Origin of the sequence: Amycolatopsis balhimycina FH 1894 (genome assembly GCF_000384295.1) — a bacterium.
In the GTDB taxonomy this organism is placed as follows: domain Bacteria; phylum Actinomycetota; class Actinomycetes; order Mycobacteriales; family Pseudonocardiaceae; genus Amycolatopsis; species Amycolatopsis balhimycina.
Genome location: NZ_KB913037.1, coordinates 5,751,031 through 5,771,391, shown reverse-complemented (window position 1 = coordinate 5,771,391; position 20,361 = coordinate 5,751,031). Strand labels below are relative to the sequence as shown.

Annotated in this window: 21 protein-coding genes; 3 read left to right on the top strand and 18 right to left on the bottom strand. The window is 72.0% G+C overall.

The window, feature by feature from the left end; all coding sequences use genetic code 11:
• Nucleotides 1-170: 170 nt before the first annotated feature.
• Genes A3CE_RS0126180 through hemL form a run of 3 tightly spaced genes read right to left on the bottom strand, consistent with a single transcriptional unit; the run spans nt 171 to nt 2,655 of the window.
• Nucleotides 171-734 (bottom strand): TlpA family protein disulfide reductase, encoded by a 564-nt coding sequence (locus A3CE_RS0126180; RefSeq protein ID WP_020643075.1) that lies wholly within the window; start codon nt 732-734, stop codon nt 171-173.
• Complete coding sequence (locus A3CE_RS0126175; RefSeq protein ID WP_020643074.1) at nt 731-1,357, bottom strand: histidine phosphatase family protein; 627 nt, start codon at nt 1,355-1,357, stop codon at nt 731-733. Before A3CE_RS0126175 ends, A3CE_RS0126180 begins: the two co-directional genes overlap by 4 nt.
• On the bottom strand, nt 1,354-2,655 hold the full coding sequence (hemL, locus tag A3CE_RS0126170; RefSeq protein WP_020643073.1) for a glutamate-1-semialdehyde 2,1-aminomutase: 1,302 nt from the start codon (nt 2,653-2,655) through the stop codon (nt 1,354-1,356). The genes A3CE_RS0126175 and hemL overlap by 4 nt, the downstream gene beginning before the upstream one ends.
• A gap of 60 nt (nt 2,656-2,715) precedes the next feature.
• On the opposite strand from hemL, the gene A3CE_RS0126165 reads away from it, so the two are divergent.
• Nucleotides 2,716-3,192 carry a TspO/MBR family protein gene (locus A3CE_RS0126165; RefSeq protein ID WP_020643072.1) on the top strand — a complete coding sequence of 159 codons (477 nt, stop codon included), beginning with the start codon at nt 2,716-2,718 and terminating at the stop codon, nt 3,190-3,192.
• Here the strand turns inward: A3CE_RS0126165 and A3CE_RS0126160 are convergent.
• The 15 genes from A3CE_RS0126160 to A3CE_RS0126090 form a co-directional block, all read right to left on the bottom strand.
• Nucleotides 3,189-3,746, bottom strand: coding sequence for a hypothetical protein (locus A3CE_RS0126160; protein ID WP_026468873.1), 558 nt, complete (start codon nt 3,744-3,746; stop codon nt 3,189-3,191). The two genes, A3CE_RS0126165 and A3CE_RS0126160, sit on opposite strands and share 4 nt — an antisense overlap.
• 9 nt (nt 3,747-3,755) lie before the next feature.
• On the bottom strand, nt 3,756-4,958 hold the full coding sequence (locus A3CE_RS0126155; RefSeq protein WP_020643070.1) for an ABC transporter permease: 1,203 nt from the start codon (nt 4,956-4,958) through the stop codon (nt 3,756-3,758).
• The gene (locus A3CE_RS0126150; RefSeq protein ID WP_020643069.1) at nt 4,955-5,659 is read right to left on the bottom strand and encodes an ABC transporter ATP-binding protein; all 705 of its coding nucleotides are present in this window, start codon (nt 5,657-5,659) and stop codon (nt 4,955-4,957) included. Before A3CE_RS0126150 ends, A3CE_RS0126155 begins: the two co-directional genes overlap by 4 nt.
• Entirely contained in the window at nt 5,656-6,978 is a 1,323-nt protein-coding gene (locus A3CE_RS0126145) for an efflux RND transporter periplasmic adaptor subunit (protein ID WP_020643068.1), read from the bottom strand. The genes A3CE_RS0126150 and A3CE_RS0126145 overlap by 4 nt, the downstream gene beginning before the upstream one ends.
• 62 nt (nt 6,979-7,040) lie before the next feature.
• Nucleotides 7,041-7,379 (bottom strand): hypothetical protein, encoded by a 339-nt coding sequence (locus A3CE_RS0126140; protein WP_026468872.1) that lies wholly within the window; start codon nt 7,377-7,379, stop codon nt 7,041-7,043.
• A 13-nt stretch (nt 7,380-7,392) separates the two neighbouring features.
• The gene (locus A3CE_RS0126135; RefSeq protein WP_020643066.1) at nt 7,393-7,839 is read right to left on the bottom strand and encodes a hypothetical protein; all 447 of its coding nucleotides are present in this window, start codon (nt 7,837-7,839) and stop codon (nt 7,393-7,395) included.
• The gene (locus A3CE_RS0126130; protein WP_020643065.1) at nt 7,836-8,378 is read right to left on the bottom strand and encodes a hypothetical protein; all 543 of its coding nucleotides are present in this window, start codon (nt 8,376-8,378) and stop codon (nt 7,836-7,838) included. Before A3CE_RS0126130 ends, A3CE_RS0126135 begins: the two co-directional genes overlap by 4 nt.
• A 17-nt stretch (nt 8,379-8,395) precedes the next feature.
• On the bottom strand, nt 8,396-9,367 hold the full coding sequence (gene hemB / locus A3CE_RS0126125; RefSeq protein WP_084641795.1) for a porphobilinogen synthase: 972 nt from the start codon (nt 9,365-9,367) through the stop codon (nt 8,396-8,398).
• A gap of 130 nt (nt 9,368-9,497) precedes the next feature.
• Nucleotides 9,498-11,030 carry a bifunctional uroporphyrinogen-III C-methyltransferase/uroporphyrinogen-III synthase gene (locus A3CE_RS0126120; protein WP_020643063.1) on the bottom strand — a complete coding sequence of 511 codons (1,533 nt, stop codon included), beginning with the start codon at nt 11,028-11,030 and terminating at the stop codon, nt 9,498-9,500.
• 85 nt (nt 11,031-11,115) lie between these two features.
• Nucleotides 11,116-12,045 (bottom strand): hydroxymethylbilane synthase, encoded by a 930-nt coding sequence (hemC, locus tag A3CE_RS0126115; RefSeq protein ID WP_020643062.1) that lies wholly within the window; start codon nt 12,043-12,045, stop codon nt 11,116-11,118.
• Between the two features lie 20 nt (nt 12,046-12,065).
• Nucleotides 12,066-13,373 carry a glutamyl-tRNA reductase gene (locus tag A3CE_RS0126110; protein ID WP_020643061.1) on the bottom strand — a complete coding sequence of 436 codons (1,308 nt, stop codon included), beginning with the start codon at nt 13,371-13,373 and terminating at the stop codon, nt 12,066-12,068.
• Nucleotides 13,370-14,287 (bottom strand): redox-sensing transcriptional repressor Rex, encoded by a 918-nt coding sequence (locus tag A3CE_RS0126105; RefSeq protein ID WP_020643060.1) that lies wholly within the window; start codon nt 14,285-14,287, stop codon nt 13,370-13,372. The genes A3CE_RS0126110 and A3CE_RS0126105 overlap by 4 nt, the downstream gene beginning before the upstream one ends.
• 313 nt (nt 14,288-14,600) lie before the next feature.
• Nucleotides 14,601-16,160, bottom strand: a complete 1,560-nt coding sequence (locus A3CE_RS0126100; protein WP_020643059.1) for a molybdopterin-dependent oxidoreductase — start codon at nt 16,158-16,160, stop codon at nt 14,601-14,603.
• Between the two features lie 157 nt (nt 16,161-16,317).
• The gene (locus tag A3CE_RS0126095) at nt 16,318-16,554 is read right to left on the bottom strand and encodes a glutaredoxin family protein (protein WP_020643058.1); all 237 of its coding nucleotides are present in this window, start codon (nt 16,552-16,554) and stop codon (nt 16,318-16,320) included.
• A gap of 19 nt (nt 16,555-16,573) precedes the next feature.
• The gene (locus tag A3CE_RS0126090; protein WP_020643057.1) at nt 16,574-18,085 is read right to left on the bottom strand and encodes an AMP-binding protein; all 1,512 of its coding nucleotides are present in this window, start codon (nt 18,083-18,085) and stop codon (nt 16,574-16,576) included.
• Nucleotides 18,086-18,398: 313 nt separating this feature from the next.
• On the opposite strand from A3CE_RS0126090, the gene A3CE_RS0126085 reads away from it, so the two are divergent.
• Both A3CE_RS0126085 and A3CE_RS0126080 read left to right on the top strand, forming a co-directional pair.
• Nucleotides 18,399-19,091 (top strand): sigma-70 family RNA polymerase sigma factor, encoded by a 693-nt coding sequence (locus A3CE_RS0126085; RefSeq protein WP_020643056.1) that lies wholly within the window; start codon nt 18,399-18,401, stop codon nt 19,089-19,091.
• 112 nt (nt 19,092-19,203) lie between these two features.
• Nucleotides 19,204-20,271 (top strand): DUF5667 domain-containing protein, encoded by a 1,068-nt coding sequence (locus tag A3CE_RS0126080; protein ID WP_020643055.1) that lies wholly within the window; start codon nt 19,204-19,206, stop codon nt 20,269-20,271.
• The last annotated feature ends 90 nt before the right edge of the window (nt 20,272-20,361 follow it).

Here is a 20,361-nt window from a genome sequence, read left to right as displayed (position 1 = left end):
GTAGGCAGTGAGGTCCTGGTGAGAACTCCGGGGCCGCTTCACAGGACCTACGCCACAGCAGATCAGGACCTTGGTCCTGCGTGTTGCGACGGCCGTCCGGGTTGTGGCTTCGGATCGGGGTTGCGGGGAGGGGTCCGGGTGGGGGGCCGGTCATGCCGCCGGCGTGCCGTTCACGCCGCCTCGGCCGACAGCCGCTGGACCACCGGGAGCAGGTCCTGGGCCAGCACCTGCCGCAGGAACACCGCCGCGACCCGGTGCTGCTTGTCCAGCACGATCGTCGACGGGATGATGTTCCGCGGGTAGCCGGTCAGCTTGAGCAGGACCCGGCCGTCCGGGTCGTAGATCGACGGGTACGTCAGCCCGCGGTCCCGGACGAAGTCCTGGGCCACGTCCCGCGCCGGGTCGCGGACGTCGATGCCCACCACCTGGACGCCCTTCTTCGCCAGCGACTCCATCTCCGGCGCCTCCGTGCGGCACGGGCCGCACCACTGGCCCCACAGGTTCAGCACGACGGCCTTGCCGGGGAAGTCGGCCAGCGACAGCTGCTTGCCCTCGTTCATCAGGTCTTCCCCGGCCAGGACCGGCGCCGTCTGCCGCTGGGCGACGTCGTAGGTGATGTCGACCTGGCCGCCCGGCGAAACGAAGCTGAAGCTGCTCCCCTGCACCACCGCGTCCTTGCCCGCGCTGCACCCGGCCAGCGCCAGCACCGCGACCACCGCCCAGAAGAGCCTCATGCCCCGGTCACCTTCGGGTCGGTGGCGCCCGCGGGCTCGCTGTAGACGATCTCCCGCAGCTCGTCTCCGTCGAACACCAGCGACGTCAGCGACGCCAGCGAGCACTGACGACGCCGGGGGTCGTGCCACAGGGCCTTGCCCTCGAGGAACCGCCGCAGCGTCCAGATCGGCAGCTGGTGCGAGACGCACAGGGCCTCGTGACCGGCGGCCGCCTCGCGGGCCCGGTGGACCGCGCCGAGCATCCGGTGCGCGATCTCGAGGTACGGCTCGCCCCACGACGGCTTGAACGGGTTGACCAGCTTCGGCCAGTGCTTCGGCTCCCGGAGCGCGCCGTCGCCGACCGCCACGTGCAGGCCCTCGAACTGGTTGCCCGCCTCGATCAGGTCCTCGTCGGTCGCGATGTCGAGCCGGTGCGCCGCGGCGATCGGCGCCGCCGTCTCCTGGGCCCGCTGCAGCGGCGACGCCACGACGTGCGCGAGGTCGTGGCCCGCGACGGCCTCGGCGACCGTCAGCGCCTGCCGCTGCCCGCGCTCGGAGAGCCGGTAGCCCGGCAGACGGCCGTAGAGGACCTTCTCGGGGTTGTGCACTTCGCCATGACGCAGCATGTGGACGACGGTGGTCACTGGACGGCTCCAGCCGCCGCGCGCGCCGCCGCGGGCAGAGCCGCTTCGATCACCGAGAACGCTTCGTCGTCCATGGCCGCGTTGACGAACCAGGCCTCGTACGCGCTCGGGGGCGCATACACGCCTCCGTCGAGCAACGCGTGGAAGAACGGCGGGAACCGCCACGTCTCGGACGCCTGCGCGCCGGCGTAGTCGCGTACCGGCTCTTCACCGAAGAAAACGCTCACCAAGTTGCCCGCGTACTGGACGTTGTGCGCAACGCCGGCTTCGCTCAAAGCGGCGTGGAAGAGGTTGCCGAGGCGCTTCGCGTTGGCGTTGAGAGCCGCGTACACGGCGTGGTCGGCCGCGCGCAGCGTCGCGAGGCCCGCGGCCACCGCGACGGGGTTCCCGGACAGCGTCCCGGCCTGGTAGACCGGGCCGCCCGGGGCGAGCTTGGCCATCACGTCGGCGCGGCCGCCGAAGGCCGCCGCCGGCAGGCCGCCGGACATCACCTTGCCGAACGTGTAGAGGTCGCCGGCCACGCCTTCGAGGCCGAACCAGCCCGCGGCCGAGACGCGGAACCCGGTCATCACCTCGTCCATGACCAGCAGCGCGCCGTGCTCGTGGGCGATCTCCCGCAGCCCCGCGTTGAAGCCGTCGACCGGGGCGACCGCGCCCATGTTGCCCGCCGCCGCCTCGGTGATCACCGCGGCGATCTCCCCCGGGTTGTCCACAAAGGACTTCCGGACGGCGTCGAGGTCGTTGTAGGGCAGCACCAGCGTGTCCGCGGCCTGCGCCCCGGTGACACCCGGCGACGTCGGCAGCCCGAGCGTCGCGACGCCGGAGCCGGCCTGCGCGAGCAGCGCGTCGACGTGACCGTGGTAACACCCGGCGAACTTCACGATCTTCGACCGGCCGGTGAAGCCCCTGGCCAGCCGGATCGCGCTCATCGTGGCCTCGGTGCCGGAGTTGACCAGGCGAAGCTGTTCGACGGGTTCGACCCGGCCGATGATCTCCTCGGCCAGCTCCACCTCGCCGATGGTCGGCGTGCCGAAGGACAGCCCGGACGTCGCCGCCACGCGCGCCGCCTCCACCACCGCCGGGTGCGCGTGGCCCAGGATCATCGGCCCCCACGAAGACACCAGGTCGACGTAGCGGTTGCCGTCGGCGTCCCACAGGTGCGGGCCCTCGCCGCGGACCATGAACCGCGGGGTGCCGCCGACCGAGTTGAACGCCCGGACCGGCGAGTTCACCCCGCCCGGGATGGCCGCCTTCGCGCGTTCGAACCATGCCTTGGACTGCTCGGTTCCGTTGCTCACCCGTTCAGTCTCGCAAACCCGCATAGGATGGCGGGACGCCGCCCGGGAGGGGAACAGCCGGTGACCGAACGCGTGCCGCACCGCAACCCGTGGCTGGTGCTGGCCGGCTTCTTCGGCGTCGTCGCCGTGGTGGCGGTGGTCGGCGCCCTGGCCGCGACGTCGGCGAAGGACATCTACGCCCGGCTCGAACAGCCTCCGTGGGCGCCGCCCGCGTCCGTGTTCGGTCCGGTGTGGACCGTGTTGTACGTCATGATCGCGCTGTCCGGCTGGTTGTACTGGCGCACCGACGGCGAGACGCGCGGGTTCGCCGCGTACGGCATCGGCCTCCTGTTCAACCTGCTCTGGACCCCGCTGTTCTTCGAAAGCGGGGCGGCGCGGGTGGCGCTGGCCGACGTCGTGGTGCTGGACGTCGTCGTGGTGGTGACGATCGTCCTGTTCGCCCGCCGGTCGAAGCTCGCCGCCGCGTTGCTGGTGCCTTACCTGGGCTGGATCCTCTTCGCGACGGCACTCAACACCGCGGTCGTCGTGCTCAACTAGCGCCCGGCCTGCTGGGTGATGGCCTGCGCGGTCACCGTGCCGTCGTCGCCCGCCTGGCCCTGGACGACGACCGTCGCGCCCGGTTTGAGGTCCGCCAGCTTGCCCGGCTGGGTCACCCCGACCGTCGTGGAGTCCGATGTGGACACCTTGACGTCGGTGCCCTGCGCGGTCTTCACGTACACCGTGGTGCCGTCGACGTGGTCGACCGTGCCGGTGGTGCCGCGGCCGCCGCGTGACCCGCCGCCCTGCTGGCCGGTACCGCCGGTCTGGCCGGTCCCGCCCTGGGCGCGAGCCTGGGTGCCGCCGGTGCCGCCGGCCTGCCGGGCGGGCGCGGAGGAGCCGAACGCCGCGTGCGTCCAGGCGCCGCCGCCGAACGCGATCGCGAACACGACGAGCCCGGCCAGCACCAGCGTGGTGCGGGAAAACGGCTTCGCGGCCCGGCGCATTTCAGCGTTCAGGTCACCGTCGACCGCCGGGCTGGCGACGATCTGCTCCGCCGTCGGCTCCAAAACGCCACTTTCACGTGAAAGCGACGGCTCGGTGGAGGAAGACATCGAAACTCCTTATTCGTGACGCAGGGCCTCGATGGGCCTCAGCTTGGCGGCCCGGTTCGCCGGGAAACTGCCGAAGAACAGCCCGATCAGGGCGGACACCGCGAAGGCGAGCAGGATCGACGAGGGCACGATGACGGGCTTGATCCCGGAGATGGTGAACCGGCTGCCGATCAGCCCGATCGCGACGCCGAGCAGCCCGCCGAACAGGCTGAGCATGGTCGCTTCGGCGAGGAACTGGCCGAGGATGGCCGCGCGCGGGGCGCCGATGGCCTTGCGGATGCCGATTTCGCGGATCCGCTCGGTCACCGTGACGAGCATGATGTTGGTGACGCCGATGCCGCCGACGAGCAGGGAGATCGCCGCCACCGCCGCCAGCAGCACGGTGAACGTCTCGGTCGCCGACGTCCGGGTCGCGAGCAGCTGCTCGGAGTTCTGGATCTGGTAGTCGGGGGTGCCGCCGAGCCGGATGCCGTGGCGGGCGTTGAGGATCGCGGTGATCTCGGACTGGGCCAGCGAGACGGAGTCCGCGCTGGTGGCCTGGACGGCGATCTGGCTGAGGCTGCCGTACCCCGCCAGCGAGTTCTGCGCGGCGGAAATCGGCGCGATGGCGACGTCGTCGGCGTTCTGCAGCCCGGTGCTGCCCTTGGCCTGCAGCACGCCGATCACGGTGAACTGGATGCTGTTGAGCAGCACGTTCTTGCCGACCGGGTCGGCACTGCCGAAGATCGACTCCGCGGTCGTCGGGCCGAGCACGACGACCTTCCGCGCGGCCGTGACGTCCTCGCTGGTGAATAGCTGACCCTGGGCGAGTTCGCGGTTGGTCGTGGTGAAGTACGCGGGTTCGGTGCCGGCGACGCTGGAGATGTCGTAGGACGTCTGCCCGTAGGTCGCGGTCGCCGTCGTGTTGACCACGGGAGACGCGGCCTTGACGTCGGGGGCGCCGACGGGGTCGACGAGCGCGTGGGCGTCCTGGACGGTCAGCGGCCGCGCCGCCGCGCCCTGCCCGCCGCCGCGCGCCGGGGAGACGTTGACGACGTTGGTGCCGAGGCCCTGGATGCTGGCCGCGATGGCCGCGGACGCGCCGTTGCCCACCGCGACCAGCAGGATCACCGCGGCGACGCCGATGGTGATGCCGAGCGTGGTGAGGGCCGAGCGCAGCTTGTTCGCGGTGAGGCCGCGGACGGCGAAGCGCAGGATTTCCAGCAGGTTCACGAGACCGCCCCCACCGTGCGCGTCACTTCGTCCGAGACGATCAGGCCGTCGTCCACCCGCACCACGCGGCGCGCGTGTTCGGCGACCTCGTCCTCGTGCGTGATGACGACGATGGTGCGACCGAGGGAGTTGAGCCGGTCGAACACGCCGAGGACGTCCTCGGTGCTGCGCCGGTCGAGGTTGCCGGTCGGCTCGTCGGCGAGCAGCATCGCCGGGCCGGTGACCAGGGCGCGCGCCACCGCGACGCGCTGGATCTGGCCGCCCGAAAGCTCGCTCGGCAGGTGCTTGGCCCGGTCGGACAGCCCGACCATCTCCAGCGCCGCGAGCGCGCGACGGCGTCGCTCCGCCCGGCGGAGTCCACTGTAGACGAGCGGAAGTTCCACATTGGACAGAGCGGACGTCCGGGGCACCAGGTTGAACGACTGGAAGATGAACCCGATCTTCCGGTTGCGCAGCAACGCCAGCTGGCGTTCGTTCAGCTTTCCGACGCCGAAACCGTCCAGGAGGTACCGGCCGGACGTCGGGACGTCCAGGCAGCCGAGCATGTTCAGCAGCGTCGACTTGCCCGAGCCGGACGCGCCCATGATCGCGACGTACTCGCCGGGCCACACGGTGAGGTCGACGCCGCGCAACGCGTGCACCGCCGTCTCGCCGGTCCCGTAGGTCTTGCGCAGTCCGGAGACCGCGATCACCGGGTTCATCCGCGCCCGCCGAAGCCGCCACCGCCGGTGCCGGTGCCGGTGCCCGTGCCGCGCTGGCCGCCGCCCGGGAACCCGCCGGTCCCGCCGCCGGGGAACCCGCCGGTACCACCGGTGCCGCCGGTGCGGTTGTTTCCGCCGCCGGTGCCGGTCGCGGCCGTCGCGGTGAGCACGACGTTCTCGCCGTCGGTCAGTCCCGAGGTGATCTGCACCGTCGACTCGCCGCGGAGGCCGACCTGCACCTGGCGCGTGACGTTCTGGCCGTTCTCCTGCACCGTGACGAGGTTGGTGCCGCCGACGCTCTGCACCGCTGCGGCCGGCACGCTCAGCGCGTCCTGCGCCTCGGCGACGGTGATCACGACGCTCGCCGACTGGCCGGGCCGCAGCCCGTCCGGTGGGGAGGTCAGCGCCAGCTGGGCGCCGTAGGAAACGACGCTGCCGCTCGTCGTCGGGGTCAGGTTGATGCTCGACACGGTCGCCTGGACCGGCTTGTCCGGCAGCGCGTTGAGCGTCACGGTCGCCTTCTGGCCGGTCTTGACCTTGCTGACGTCGATCTCCGCGACCGACGTGTTGACGACCAGCCCGGTCAGGTTCGTGATGGTGATGAACCCGCTGCCGGAGCTGCTGCTCGAAGACGCGGCACTGGAGTTCGACGACGAGCCCTGGCCGCCCTGGCCGCTGCCGCTGGAAGACGACTGGGAGCTGCTGCTCGACGAGCCGCTGGAGGACTGCTGCCCGACGGCGCCGTTGATCGCGGTGACCGTGCCGGCGCCGGGCGCGTAGAGCGTCGTGTTGTCGAGCGCCTGCTGCGCGGTCTGGACGTCCAGCTGGGCCTGGTCCAGCTTCGCCTGCGCCGAGGTGACGTTGTTCGCCGCCGTCTGCGCGCTATTGGCGCTGTTCTGACTGTTTTGGCTGTTCTGCCCGGTGGCCGGGGTGGCTTCGGCCGTCTCGGCGGTGTCCAGGTTGTCCTGCGCGACCGCCAGGTTCGCCTTAGCGACCTGAAGCTGCTTCGCCGCCTGCGTGCTGTCGACGGTGGCGAGCTTCTGCCCGGCGCTGACGACGTCGCCGACCTTGACGTCGATCGACGTGACCTTGCCGGCCGTCGCGAAGTTCGCCGCACCGGTGTAGCTGCTGGCGAGGGTGCCGGCGGCGGAGACGGTCTCGGTGACCGTCGCCCGGCGGACCGGGGTGCTGCGCGACTGCGCCTGCGCCGAGCTCGGCGCCGGGCTGAACGCCTGGTATATCCCGAATCCCGCTCCGGCCAGCAGTACGACCAGAGCACCGTTGATCACCCATGCCTTCGAGGCACGCACGCGCGTCATGCGGCAACCTTGGTGCCGCTGTTTAGCAATTGACTGTTCGTTGCCTGTGCGGCAGCTGTGTATCAGTCCTTGGCTCTGGGGGCCCGCGCACGGACCGCGAGCAGGAGCTGACGCACCGCGTCGACCAGCAGCAACGCGGCCACCGTGCCGATCCCGATGGCCGCCGCGAGCAGCCCGCCGAAGTACCGGTGCGACTCGAGCAGCGCGCCGTCTTCGGTCCGGGTGACCACGGTGGCGGCGGCGTGGTGCCAGCAGGCGTAGGCCGCCCAGCCGGCGAGGACGGCGAGCACGACCTCCACGACGGCGACCAGCGTCCGCCACGGCTTGTGCAGCCGCGCGCGCGGGCCGGGTTCGTCCGTCGGCCAGAGTTCGGCCCCGGTGGGCTGCGGAAGGTCGATCACGGCGACGATTTTCTCATGCTTCACGCGGTGTCGCCCGGACGAGCCGGTCCAGCGCGTCTTGCAGGGCTTCGACGTCCTTCGCCCACGCGAGCACCACCGTGCCGTCGGCCAGTTTCACCGGCAGCGAGTCGTACTTGCGCGGCACCGACCAGCCGCCGCCGAGCACCCGCGCGCCCACCGGCGTGCCGACGTCCGTCACCTCGGCGATCTGCTCGGCGGGCACCTCCTCGCGGCCCTGCCGCAGCTGCCGCGTGGTGACCTCCAGCGACAGGAACCGGCGCCGCGCGTACACCCACGGCACGGTGATGACGCCCAGCCCGAACCCGACCATCAGCCAGCCCACGACGTGCACCGGACCACCCGTGACGAGCTCCGCGAGCGCGCCGGCCAAGGCGAACACCGGACCCCACAGGATGGCGCCCCAGCTCACGCCGGACTCGGCGTAGAGCCGGTCGCTCACGGCTTCCTGACCGCCTTCGGGAAGTAGTCCGTCACCGACGGCAGGTACATCAGGACCAGCGCGATGACCATCAGCAGCGTCGCGATGATCGAAGGCACGCTGTAGAAGATGCCCAGCTGGAACAGCACGCAGGCGACCGCGAAGCCGGTCAGCACCGTGCGGGCCGAGCGGGTGCCTTCGCGGGCCTTGTACGCGAACAGTGCGACGAGCAGCGCGAACACGACCGACCCGCCGAGCAGCAGCCAGAACGCCGTCGTGGCGCCGTTGGCCATCGCGGCTTCGTCGACCTTCTGGCCGCGTTCCCGGCTCTGCCGGATCAGCGCGTCGATCAGCTGCTGCTTGATGGCCAGGGTGAACACCTGGCCGCCGACCAGGACCACGCCGCCCACCAGCCACAGCCAGAACGAAGCCCGCACCGCGCCGGGTGGGTCGATCTTCGGCGCCGGCTGCCCCGGCAGCACCGGGTCCGGCGAACGTCCCATTTTGCGCCGTTCGTCGTCGGTGAGCCCGTTGAGGTCCTCGGTGTCCTTGTCCGCCACGCGGTGACTCTAGCCGGTCAGTCCAGCCAGGCAGCGGCTTCGGCGGCCCAGTACGTGAGGATCAGGTCGGCACCGGCCCGGCGGATCGAGGTGAGCACCTCGAGGACCGTCCGCTCGCGGTCCAGCCAGCCGTTCGCCGCGGCTGCCTCGACCATCGCGTACTCGCCCGAGATGTTGTACGCCGCCACCGGCACCGGGGAGATGTCCGCCGCCGCCTTGATGACGTCGAGGTAGGCCAGCGCGGGCTTGACCATGACCATGTCCGCGCCCTCGGCGAGGTCCAGCTCGATCTCGCGCAGCGCCTCGCGGCCGTTGCCCGGGTCCTGCTGGTAGGTCTTGCGGTCACCCTTGAGCTGCGAGTCGACGGCCTCGCGGAAGGGGCCGTAGAACGCGCTGGCGTACTTCGCGGAGTACGCGAGGATCGCCGCGTCCTTGTGCCCGACCTCGTCGAGCGCCCGGCGGATGACGCCGATCTGGCCGTCCATCATCCCGCTCGGCCCGAGCACGTGCGCCCCGGCTTCGTACTGCGCGATGGCCATCTGGGCGTAGATCCGCAGGGTGGCGTCGTTGTCGACCCCGCCGTCGGCGTCCAGGACACCGCAGTGGCCGTGGTCGGTGAACTCGTCGAGGCAGGTGTCGGCCATCAGCACGGTGGCGTCGCCCAGCTCGTGCCGCAGGTCGCGCAGGGCGACGTTGAGGATGCCGTTTTCGTCGACGGCGCCGGAGCCCTCGGCGTCACGCGTGGCCGGGATGCCGAAGAGCATGAGCCCGCCGACGCCGGCGTTGACCGCGTCGACGGCGGCCTTCCGCAGCGTGTCGCGGGTGTGCTGCACGACGCCGGGCATGCTCGAGATCGGCCGCGGCACGTCGAGCCCTTCGGCGACGAACATCGGGAGGATCAGCTGGCGTGGCCGCAGCGTCGTTTCGCCCACCAGCCTGCGCATGGCCGGGGTGGTGCGAAGCCTGCGGGGACGATGCTCGGGGAACACCCTCACCAAGTTACTCCCGCGGCTTTTGCCGGAGTTCCGCAAGGGTGCTCAGCGGTCCTGGCTGAAAGCCGTGAATGGCACATTGAGGGACTCTAAGTCCCTCAATGTGCCATTCACGGACCTTGGAACTTCAGGAGCGGCGGGCCCGCTTCGCCTTGCGCGGCGGCGGCAGGGCACCTTCGGCGCGCAGCCGGGCGGCGTGCTCGGCGAGCGCGTCGACCAGGTGCGGGACGTCCGCCTTCTCCGGCTGGACGTCGACCCGGAGCCCGAACTCCACCGCGGTCTCGGCGGTCTTCGGGCCGATGCACGCGACCAGCGTGCGGGTGTGCGGCTTGCCGGCGATGCCGACCAGGTTCCGCACGGTCGAGGACGAGGTGAAGCAGACCGCGTCGAAGCCGCCGGTCTTGATCATCTCGCGGGTCTCGGCGGGCGGCGGGGCGGCCCGGACGGTCCGGTAGGCCGTCACGTCGTCGATCTCCCAGCCGCGCTCGCGCAGGCCCGCCGACAGCGTCTCGGTGGCGATGTCGGCCCGCGGCAGCAGCACGCGGTCGACCGGGTCGAGGACGTCGTCGTACGGCGGGAACTCGGCCAGCAGGCCCTCGGACGACTGCTCGCCGGACGGGATCAGCTCCGGGATGATGCCGAACGAGCGCACCTTCGCCGCGGTCGATTCGCCGACGCAGGCGATCTTCACGCCGGAGAACGCGCGGGCGTCCAGGCCGAACTCCTCGAACTTCTCCCACACCGCGCGCACCGCGTTGGTGGAGGTGAAGACGATCCACTGGTAGCGGCCGTCGACCAGGCCCTTGACCGAGCGCTCCATCTGGGCCGGGCTGCGGGGCGGCTCGACCGAGATGGTCGGCACCTCGTGCGACGTCGCGCCGTGGCCGCGCAGGCGCTCGGCCATCTCGCCTGCCTGCTCCTTGGTGCGCGGCACCAGGACCTTCCAGCCGTAGAGCGCCCGCGACTCCCACCACGACAGCTTCGAGCGCTGCCCCGCGGCGTGGCCGATCGTGACGATCAGCGGCCCGACGAGCTCGCCGGCGTCGTTGGCCAGCTTCTCGAGCGTCGTGTCGAGGGTGCGCTGGGTGTTGATGGTGCCGTTCGCGGTGACCGCGACCGGGGTGGCCGACGGCACGCCGTTGCCGGTGAGCGCCGAGGCGGCCTCGGCCAGGTGCGCCGATGACGCGTGCAGCACCAGCGGGCCGGGTGCGGCGGCCAGTGCCGCCCAGTCGACGTCGCCGCGGACGTCGACCTCGGTGTGCGTGCCACCCAGCGCGACGCCCGCGTACGCCGGGACGGCCGCGGCCGGGGAGACACCCGGGATGACGTCGAACACGGCGCTCGTGCGCGCGACGGCCTGGACCTCGGCCACCACGGCCGGGGTGGTCAGCGGGTCGCCCGCGATCAGCCGCAGCACCAGCCGGCCGGCCTTGGCCTCGGTGGTGAGGTCCTTGGCGACCTCGGTGGCCTCGCCGACGGCGGGCCGGACCTCGGCGCCCTCGGCGGCCATGGCCAGCACGGCCTGCGGCACGTCGGGGTCGGTCACCACGACCTCGGCCTTGGCGAGCAGTTCCTGGGCACGGACCGTGAGCAGGCCAGCATCGCCGGGGCCGGAGCCCACGAACGCTACGCGCCCGGTGGTCTTTCGCGCGGGGGTCATCTGTGCGTTTCTCCTCTTGCGGCGTCCGTGCGCGGTCGCACGGACGCAGGGGTCTCCTACGTTCTTCGAAGCGCTCGCGAGAGCGCTACTGAGCCGGGCCGGAGAAGGCTCCGGCTCCGAGGTCCAGCAGCTCGGCGGCCAGGTCCTTGCCCAGCTGGGCGGCCTGGTCCTTGTCGGCCAGCGCGATGGCCCGGACCATGTCCACCGCGCCGTTCTCGCCGTCGACCGCGGCGGTGCCGCGCAGCGAAATCCGTTCCACGACCTTGCCCTCGGCGTCGAGATCTTCGACGATCTCGGCGAGCGCGCCCACCGGCGCGCTGCACCCCGCCTCGAGCGCGGCCAGCATGGCCCGCTCGGCCGTCACCGCGGCCCGCGTGCCCTCGTCGTCCAATGTGGATGCGAGCAGGTGCTCGAGGTCCACGTCGGCGGTCCGGCACTCCACCGCCAGCGCGCCCTGTGCGGGCGCCGGCAGCATCTGGATCGGGTCGAGGGTCTCGGTGATCACCCCGACCAGTCCGACCCTGGCCAGTCCGGCACGCGCCAGCACCACGGCATCCAGCTCGCCGTCGGTGACCTTGCGCATGCGGGTGTCGATATTGCCGCGAATCGGCACGATTTCCAAACCGAGACCCAGCGCGTGCAGCTGCGCGGTGCGCCGCGCCGCCCCCGTGCCCACCGTCGAACCCGGCGGGAGCTCGCCCAAGGTGAGCCCGTCGCGCGCGATCAGCGCGTCCCGCGGGTCCTCGCGCGGCGGCACCGCGGCCAGCGTGATGCCCGGCTCCGGCGCGGTCGGCAGGTCCTTGTACGAGTGGACGATGACGTCGACCTCGTTGCGCAGCAAGGCTTCCCGCAGCGCGGAGGTGAACACGCCGACGCCGATCGTGGCGATCGGCGCCAGCGACTTGTCGCCGGGCGTGGTCACCGTGACGATCTCGACCTCGACGCCGGTGGCGCGCAGGGCGTCGGCGACGGTCCCGGTCTGGGTCAGCGCGAGCTTCGATCCCCGCGTTCCCATGCGAATGACTCTGGTCACTACTACTTCTTCTCCGGTGGGGGCTTGGGGCTCGCCACCGCGGCGGGGGCCTGCGGGTCGAGGCAGAACAACTCTCGCAACGCGTTCGCGTAGTCGGTTTCGGCCGTCTCGGCGGCCAGCTGCTTGACCCGCACGGTCGGCGCGTGCAGCAGCTTGTCGACCACCCGGCGGACCGTGCGGCCGACCTCTTCGCGCACCCCGGCGTCCAGCTCGGGCAGGCGGTTGTCGAGCCGCAGCAGCTCGGCGTCGACGACCTCGGCCGCGCGGCGGCGCAGCGCGGTCACGGTCGGCGTCACCTCGGCGCTGCGCTGCCCGGCGAGGTAGTCGCGAACCTCGTCGAGGACGATCCCGGTGGCCTTGGCGGTCTGGCGCTCGGTGGTCGGCGTGCCCGCCTCCCGCATCCGGCGCTGGACGGTGGCCAGGTCGACCACCCGGACGCCGGCCAGCTCGCCGACCGCCGGGTCGACGTCGCGCGGCAGGCCGAGGTCGCAGACGACCAGGTCGCGGCCGCGGCGCGGCAGCACCTGGCCGGGCCCGAAGACGGCGTCCTGCGCGCCGGTGCAGCAGATCACCACGTCGGCGTCGCGGACCGCCTCGACGACCCCCGACAGCGGGATCGCGCGGGCCGGCACGCCCTGCTCGGTGACGTTCGCGGCGAGCCGCCGGGCGCGGGCGTCGGTGCGGTTGGCCACGGTGATCTCGCCGATGCCGGCCTTGCGCAGCTGCGACGCGCTCAGCGCGCCCATCGAGCCGGCGCCGACGATGACGGCGTGCTTGCCGGTGACGTCCCCGGCCGCGGCGAGCGCTTCGGACACGACCGACGCGCCGAGGGCGTCGAGGCCGGTCTCGGTGTGGACGCGCTTGCCGACGCGCAGCGTGGTCTGGATCAGCTCGTGCAGCGTGCGGCCGACGGTGCCGGCCTCGCGCGCGGTGGCGTAGGCCGACCGGATCTGGCCGAGGATCTGCGTCTCGCCGACGACCATCGAGTCCAGGCCCGAGGTGACCGAGAAGAGGTGCTCGACAGCGGCGCCGGCGTAGTGCACGTACATGCTGTCGTAGAGCTCGGCCGGTTCCATCCCGGCCTGGCGGGCCAGCACTTCGGAGACGTCGCCCAGGCCGCCGTGGAAGGTTTCGACGACCGCGTAAACCTCGATGCGGTTACACGTCGAGACGAGCATGACCTCACTGATGTGCTCGGCCTGCTGCAGCTCGTCGAGCACCTTGCCGATCTCGGGCGTGGGCACCGCGACGCGTTCGAGCGTGCTCAGCTCCGCACTTCTGTGCGAAAGACCGACCGCCAACACGCTCATGAGCGCACCACCATTTCCCGTCCGCCGTCCGGACCCGTGCCGTTCCGGCCGCCCCGCTTGCCATTCTGGGCGGGCGAGCCACCGGCCGGTAATCCGGAATTGCCCTGATTCCCGGCGGCCGGCGCTTCGCTGTCCGCCCGGCGGGCCACATGGAACGAGAGTATCTGCAGCTCCACGGCCAAATCCACTTTGCGGACCTCGATGTGAGCAGGAACCTGCAGCACGACGGGTGCGAAGTTGAGGATGCACTGGACACCACCCGCGACCAGGCGGTCACACACCGACTGCGCCGCGGTGGGCGGGGTGGCGATCACGCCGATGGAGATGCCGCGCTCGGAGCAGACCCGCGGGATGTCGTCCATGTGCGACACCAGGAGGCCGCCGACCGGCACGCCGATCAGGTCCGGGTCCAGGTCGAACAGCGCTTCGACCGGGAAGCCGCGCCCCGGGAAGCCGCCGTAGTTGGCCAGCGCGTGGCCCAGGTTGCCGATCCCGACCACGGCCACCTTGTGCTGGCGGGTCAGGCCGAGGATGCGCTCGATCTGGCTGACCAGGACGCCGACCTCGTAGCCGACGCCGCGGGTGCCGTAGGAGCCGAGGTAGGAGAGGTCCTTGCGCAGTTTCGCGGAATTGACGCCGGCGGCCTGCGACAGCTCTTCGCTCGAAACGGTCGTCGCGCCCTGTTCGGACATTCCGGACAACACGCGGAGATAGACGGCGAGCCGGGCGACCGCCGCCTCGGGGATCGACTTCGCCCGGACGGCCTCGGGGGCGTCGCCGTTGGTTTCGGCGGGCACGGCGGGCATTTCCGCGGTCGGCGCGTTGTCGGCGTCCGGGGTGCCCTGGCGGCGGGACCGTCGTGGCGGCCGGCCGGCGGAGTCCGCTCCGTCGCGCCTCCCCCGCTGTGTCACCACGCCGTTGTCTCCTGCCCGCTGTGCGTCTGGCGGCCATCGCCACGGCCGTTCGGAACTGTGTCTTGACCCAGGACCCGGAGTCGGGTTCGATACCGGCCGCCCCGGAGGCGATGGCCCTACGGTAGACCACTTGTGAACGCGCGCACAAAGTCACTGGTCGGAGGCGTTTCCGGCGGCCACTCGATCATGACGCCCCGTCAGAATCCTTGTCCGCCAGGCACTTCCGGGTCGGACTTGCCCCGGGCCGGCCGGTCGCGCCGCCCGGCGGCGCGACGAGCGGGCCACCGGGCGCGGCGAACGGCACCGGCGCGCGTCAGCGGGCGTCGAGGGTGACCGAGTGCCAGCCGGTGGCGCCGTCCGGCACGGGATCCGCGCGGTTTTCGGTCTGGGTGTAGCCGTCGTGGTCGGTGGCCCGGACGAACGCCTGGTGCGTCCCCTTCGGCACGTCGAGCTCGATCCACCACATCCGCCAGGTGTCCTTGCTCACCTCGGCCGAGAGCGTCGCTTCCCGCCACTCCCCCTTGTCGAGCCGGACCTCGACCTTCGCGATGCCGGTGTGCTGGGCCCAGGCGGTGCCGGCCAGCCGGACCTTGCCCGCGGTGACGCCGGCGAACCCCTTCGGCGTGTCGATCCGCGACTCGGTCTTGATCGGCGCCTGCTCGGCCCAGCCGCGGCTGAGCCAGTACGCCTGCCGCGCGTCCCACTTGGTGAATTCGAGCGATTCGACCCATTTGGTGGCCGACACGTAGCCGTACAGGCCGGGGATGACGATCCGCGCCGGGAAGCCGTGCTCGACCGGCAGCGGCTCGCCGTTCATCCCGATCGCCAGCATCGCGCCGCGGGCCGGGTCGAGCGCGACGTTCGCCGGGGTGCCGCACGTCCAGCCGTCGGTGCTGGTGGCGAACATCTGCTCGGCGCCGGCCTGCACACCGGCCTGGTCGAGGAGGTCGACGAGGTCGACGCCGATGAACGTCGCGTTCGAGATCAGCGGGCCGCCGACCTCGTTGGAGACGCAGGTCAGCGTCACCCGGCGTTCGACCAGCGGCCGGGTGCGGATGTCGGCGTAGGAGAACGTCACCTCGCGGTCGACCATGCCGTGGATCTTCAGGCGCCAGTCCTCGGCGCGGATCTGCGGCACGACCAGCGCGGTGTCGATGCGGTAGAAGTCCGGGTTCGGCGTGATGAACGCGGGCGAGCCGAGCTTCGCGAAGTCGGCGTCCGCGGGCAGCGGCGGCGCGGTGCGCGCGGGAACGAGCGGCCCGACGGCGGCCCGGGAGTCCTCGGCGTTCGCGCTGGTCCCGGCCACCTGGCCGACCACGGCCGCGACTCCCGAACCCGCGGCGACCCCGACGCCGGCGCGCAGGAACTTCCGCCGGTCGAAGCCCTGGTCGCCGGGGACGGCTTCGGCGGGCAGCGCGATCCGGTGCAGGAAGGTGAACACGACGAGCCCGGCGACCAGGGCGGCGACCGGCGCGAGCAGGGCGACCTGCCCGAGGTCGGTGCGCACGAACACGGCGGCGACCCCGGCGGCGCCGAGCAGGAAGACCAGCACCTGCCCGGCCCGGGGCGTCCGGCGCGACAGCTGCCCGGCCACCAGCGCGAAGAGGACCAGCACCACGGCCAGCCCGAGCTTCAGCACCGGCTTGTCCCAGGTGCCCAGCGTCCGCTCGGCCCACTTCACGATGCCGGTCGGGCTGTGGTCGATGACGTAGTTGGCCACCGCGATGAACGGAGACGCCGTGTAGCCGACGAAACCGGCGACCAGGTGCCCGACGCCGAGGGCGGCGGCCAGCGCCAGCAGCCCGATCAGCGTCGAGACCGGAAGCGAAAGCCGTTTCGGCGCCTCGGGCGGCGCGTCCTGCAAAGTGCTCACGTCTCCATCTTCGGAGCGCGAGCCCGTCCGGGCGGCCCGAAGTGGCTTACGAGCCGGTTACGGCTCCGGCGAGCGCGGGGCACGAACGTCATGAACGACCCTTTCCTGTCATCGGACGTCAGGAAAGGGTCGTTCACGGCATCGGCGGCGCACCAACTCAGGCGAGCGCGCGCCGCAGCCGGTCCTCTTCGACGCGCCAGTAGCCGTGCTCGGCGCCGTCGACCAGGATCACCGGGACGCGGTCGCCGTACTCGGCGCGCCACTCCGGGTCCGTGTCGACGTCCTCGGCCTTCCAGGGGACACCGAGTTCGCCGCAGATCCGCTCGACCTCGGCCTCCGCGACCTCGCAGAGGTGGCAGCCGTCCCGGCCCATCACCGTCACTTCGTGCGCCATGCCGTCCTTACTACCGCATCTACCGCAACCGCGTCCGGCGCAGCTTCCCGGTCGCCGAGTGCGGCAGCGACTCGGCGAACTCGACCGCGTGCGGCACCTTGTACCCGGCCAGGTGCGCGGCGCAGTGGTCGACGACCTGCTGCTCGGACAACGCGGCCCCGGTCGCCGGCACGACGAACGCCTTCACCGCTTCGCCGCTGCGCTCGTCGACCACGCCGACGACGGCGGCTTCGGCCACCTCGGGCAGCTCAGTGATCACTGCCTCCACCTCGCGCGGGAAGACGTTGAAGCCGTTGACGATGACCAGGTCGTTGGCCCGGTCGACCAGGTGCAGGTCACCGTCGGTGTCGAGGTAGCCGACGTCACCGGTGCGGAACCAGCCCTCGGCGTCGGGACCGTGGTCGCCGTCGGGCCAATAACCGGAGAAGAGGTTCGCGCCGCGGATCGACACCAGCCCGGTCTCGCCTTCGGCCTCGAAGACGTCGTCGACGTCGTCGGGGTCGAGCGGCACGGTCTGGTCGGTGCCGTCGCTGTCCACCAGCCGTAGCTCGATCCCGGGCAGCGGGCGGCCGACCGAACCGGGCTTCGGGTAGCCGGTGACCAGCGTCGACGTCACCACCGGCGCGCACTCGGTGAGGCCGTAGCCCTCGTAGACGTCGAGGCCGGTGGCCTCGCGGATCGCGGTCAGCGTCTTCGGGTGCAGCGGCGCGGCACCGGACGTCATCCGCCGCACGGTGGCCAGGCCGCGGCGCAGTTCGTCGGGGCCGAGCGCGGCGAACTCGGCGTACATCGTCGGGACGCCGGTGATCGACGTGACGCGCTGTTCGGCGCAGTCGTCGAGCGTGCGCTGGGCTTCGAAGCGCTCGGACAGGACCGTGGTCGCGCCGACGGCGGTCGCCTGCAGCAGCCCGGGGCCGAGGCCGTAGACGTGGAAGAGCGGGATGGTGATCAGCACGCGGTCGTCCTGCTCCAGGACGCCCTCGACGCCGCTGATCTGCGCCAGGTTGGCCAGCAGCGCGCGGTGGGACAGCATCACGCCGCGCGGCGGCCCGGTGGTGCCCGAGGTGTACGAAACGACCGCGATGTCCTCGCCGGCCCGGCCGGCGTCGGCGAAGTCGGCGCCGTCGTCAGAGTCGGAGGCCGGCGTGAGACCGCTCACGCCGTCCGGCAGCTCCTCCTCGGCGTCCCGCTGGACGACGACCTTGGCCCCGCTGTGCGCGAGCAGCTTCCCGAGCTCCGGGCCCGGCACCTGAGGCGACAGCGGCACGACGATCGCCCCGGCGCGCAGCGCGCCGAAGAAGGCGACCACGAAGTCCACCGACGTCGGCAGCCGCAGCGCCACCCGGTCGCCGGGCTCGACGCCGGCGTCCGCGAGTCTCCTGGCCTGGGCCTGGGCGGCGGCCTCGGCCTGGCGGTAGGTCAGGCCGCGCCCGGTGCCGGTCTCGCACACCGCCGGGTGCTCCGGCCACGCCGCCGCGGCCCGCGTGAGCAGCTCGCCGACCCCCGGCTGCGTCCCCTCTGGCGCACTCACCCGCGACCCGCCTCTCCTCGTCCGATGCGAACCGTTGCAAGTCTGTCATCTGAAGCGACGTCATGGGTGCTGACCGCGAGCGTCGCGTCTGCGCAACCCCGGAACCACTACCTACTTAGCGGTAACTACACGTATGCTGCACTGCGTCGCGGGCGGGTGTTGATCACCGCCGCGTCCGGAGAGAGGGAGTCGCCGTGACGAACTTGCCTGCCCACGAGGTCGTGGGGCACGCGAGCCGGCAAGCCCCTGCTCCTCCGGGTTCCGGGGGTACCGTGGCCCACTGGGCCGAAGCCGCCGCCGGAGGTGCCGCCCGATGACCCTGCCGACCGCCGTGAGCCGCGGGCCCGTCGCCATGTTCGCCGAGCGCGTCTTCGGGCGCTCGTCGACCGTGCCGATGAGCAGGCAGGCGTCCGACGACGAGCGCGCCGAGGTGGCGAAGGCCGAGGCCTGGGAGCTGGTGCGCGCCGCGCAGGACGGCGATTCGTCCGCCTTCGGCCGGCTCTACGACCGCTATGTCGACGTCGTCTACCGCTACGTGCTGTTCCGGCTCGGCGACCGCGATCTCGCCGAGGACGTCACGAGCGAGACGTTCCTGCGCGCGCTGCGCCGGATCTCGTCGGTGAGCTACCAGGGACGTGACGTCGGCGCGTGGTTCGTCACCATCGCCCGCAACCTCGTGCTCGACCACGTGAAGTCGAGCCGGTTCAAGCTCGAAGTCGTCACCGACGAGGTGACCGAGCCGCGTTCCGCGCCGTTCAGCGTCGGCGCGACCGCCCAGGTGGGCCCCGAACAGGAGGCGATCAGCCGTGCCACCCGCGCGGAACTGCTGCGCTGCGTCGCGGAACTGGGCGACGACCAGCGGGAATGCATTGTCCTGCGGTTCCTGCAGGGACTGTCGGTGGCGGAGACGGCCGAGATCATGAACCGCAACGAGGGCGCGGTGAAGGCGCTGCAGCATCGCGCCGTACGCCGTTTGGCACAACTTCTGCCCACGGGATTGCGCTGAACCCGCGAACTTTTCCGCTCATCGCCCGAAACCGGTAACCCCCGCGGCGTCCGGATCGTTACTCCACGCAGACCGGTGTCAGTACCGGCCAAGGCCGAGATGGAGCAGCGCAGTGAGGTTTGCGCGTGAGCGAGCCGAGATCGAGCGGTTCGCACGTGCCTGTGAGCCGTCCCCGGTACCCCGGGACGGCGAGTTCGCCGACGAACTGGCCCTCGTCGGCGCCCTGCGCGAGCTCGGCACGGCCGGCGCCCCGGACCTGGAGACCCGGCAGCGGATCCGCGCGGAGATCGCGGGCCGCCTGGAGACGGCGGCGGCCACCACCCCACGTCGGAGGTGGCGGCCGCGGACCGCCGACCTGGTGGCCGCCGCGCTCTTCCTCTTCCTGGTCCTCTCCGGCCTGTCGCTGGTGCTGTCCCGCAACGCGCTGCCGGGCGACCCGCTGTACGGCGTGAAGCGCGCCGGGGAGTCGACGGCGCTGGGCCTGACGTTCGGTGACCAGGCGAAGGCGAAGAAGCACCTCGAGTTCGCCACCAACCGGATCACCGAGCTGCGCGAGCTGGCCGAGGAAGGCGCGAGCGGGAACGGCTACCGGACCGCGTACGACGACTTCGCCACCGACCTGCGGGCCGGTGTCGCCCAGATGTCCACCGTGGCGACCAGTGACGGCGGTGGCGCGCAGGCGCTGGCCGACGTCCGGCTGTGGGCGCGCAACCAGGAGGCGCGGCTGGGCTCGCTCCCGCTCCCAGCCGACGCGGCGCCGGTGTTCGACGACGTCCGGGACCTGCTCGGCAAGGTCCAGGCGCGCACGAGCGGGCTGGTGGCGCGGATGAACTGCTACCAGATCACCACGGGCAAGTCCGACGAGCTGGGCCTGCTCCCGGCGACCGGCGAGTGCACGGTCCGCCCCGCCCCGGCGACCGGCACCAAGCCGTCGTCCGAGCCGGCCTCGTCGCCCTCCGGCGCGAGCACGGCGCCCGCGCCGACCGGCACGCAGCTGCCCCCGTCGGACGCGGCCGCGACCCCGGGCATCCCGGCGCCGACCGGCGGGGTGACGCCGCCGCCGGTGTACGGCGGCTCGACGACGACCCCACCGCCGGCGCCGCCCACGACCACGTCGCCACCGCCGCTGATTTCGCTCCCGCCGTTGCTGCCCGGGCTGCCGCCGATCGTGATCGGCTGAGGTCAGGGCCACACCTGCGACGGCGTGGTGGGCGGCTCGCTACCCTGTGCAAAGGACCCGGACGTTCGCAGGGGACGTCGCCAGACGTGG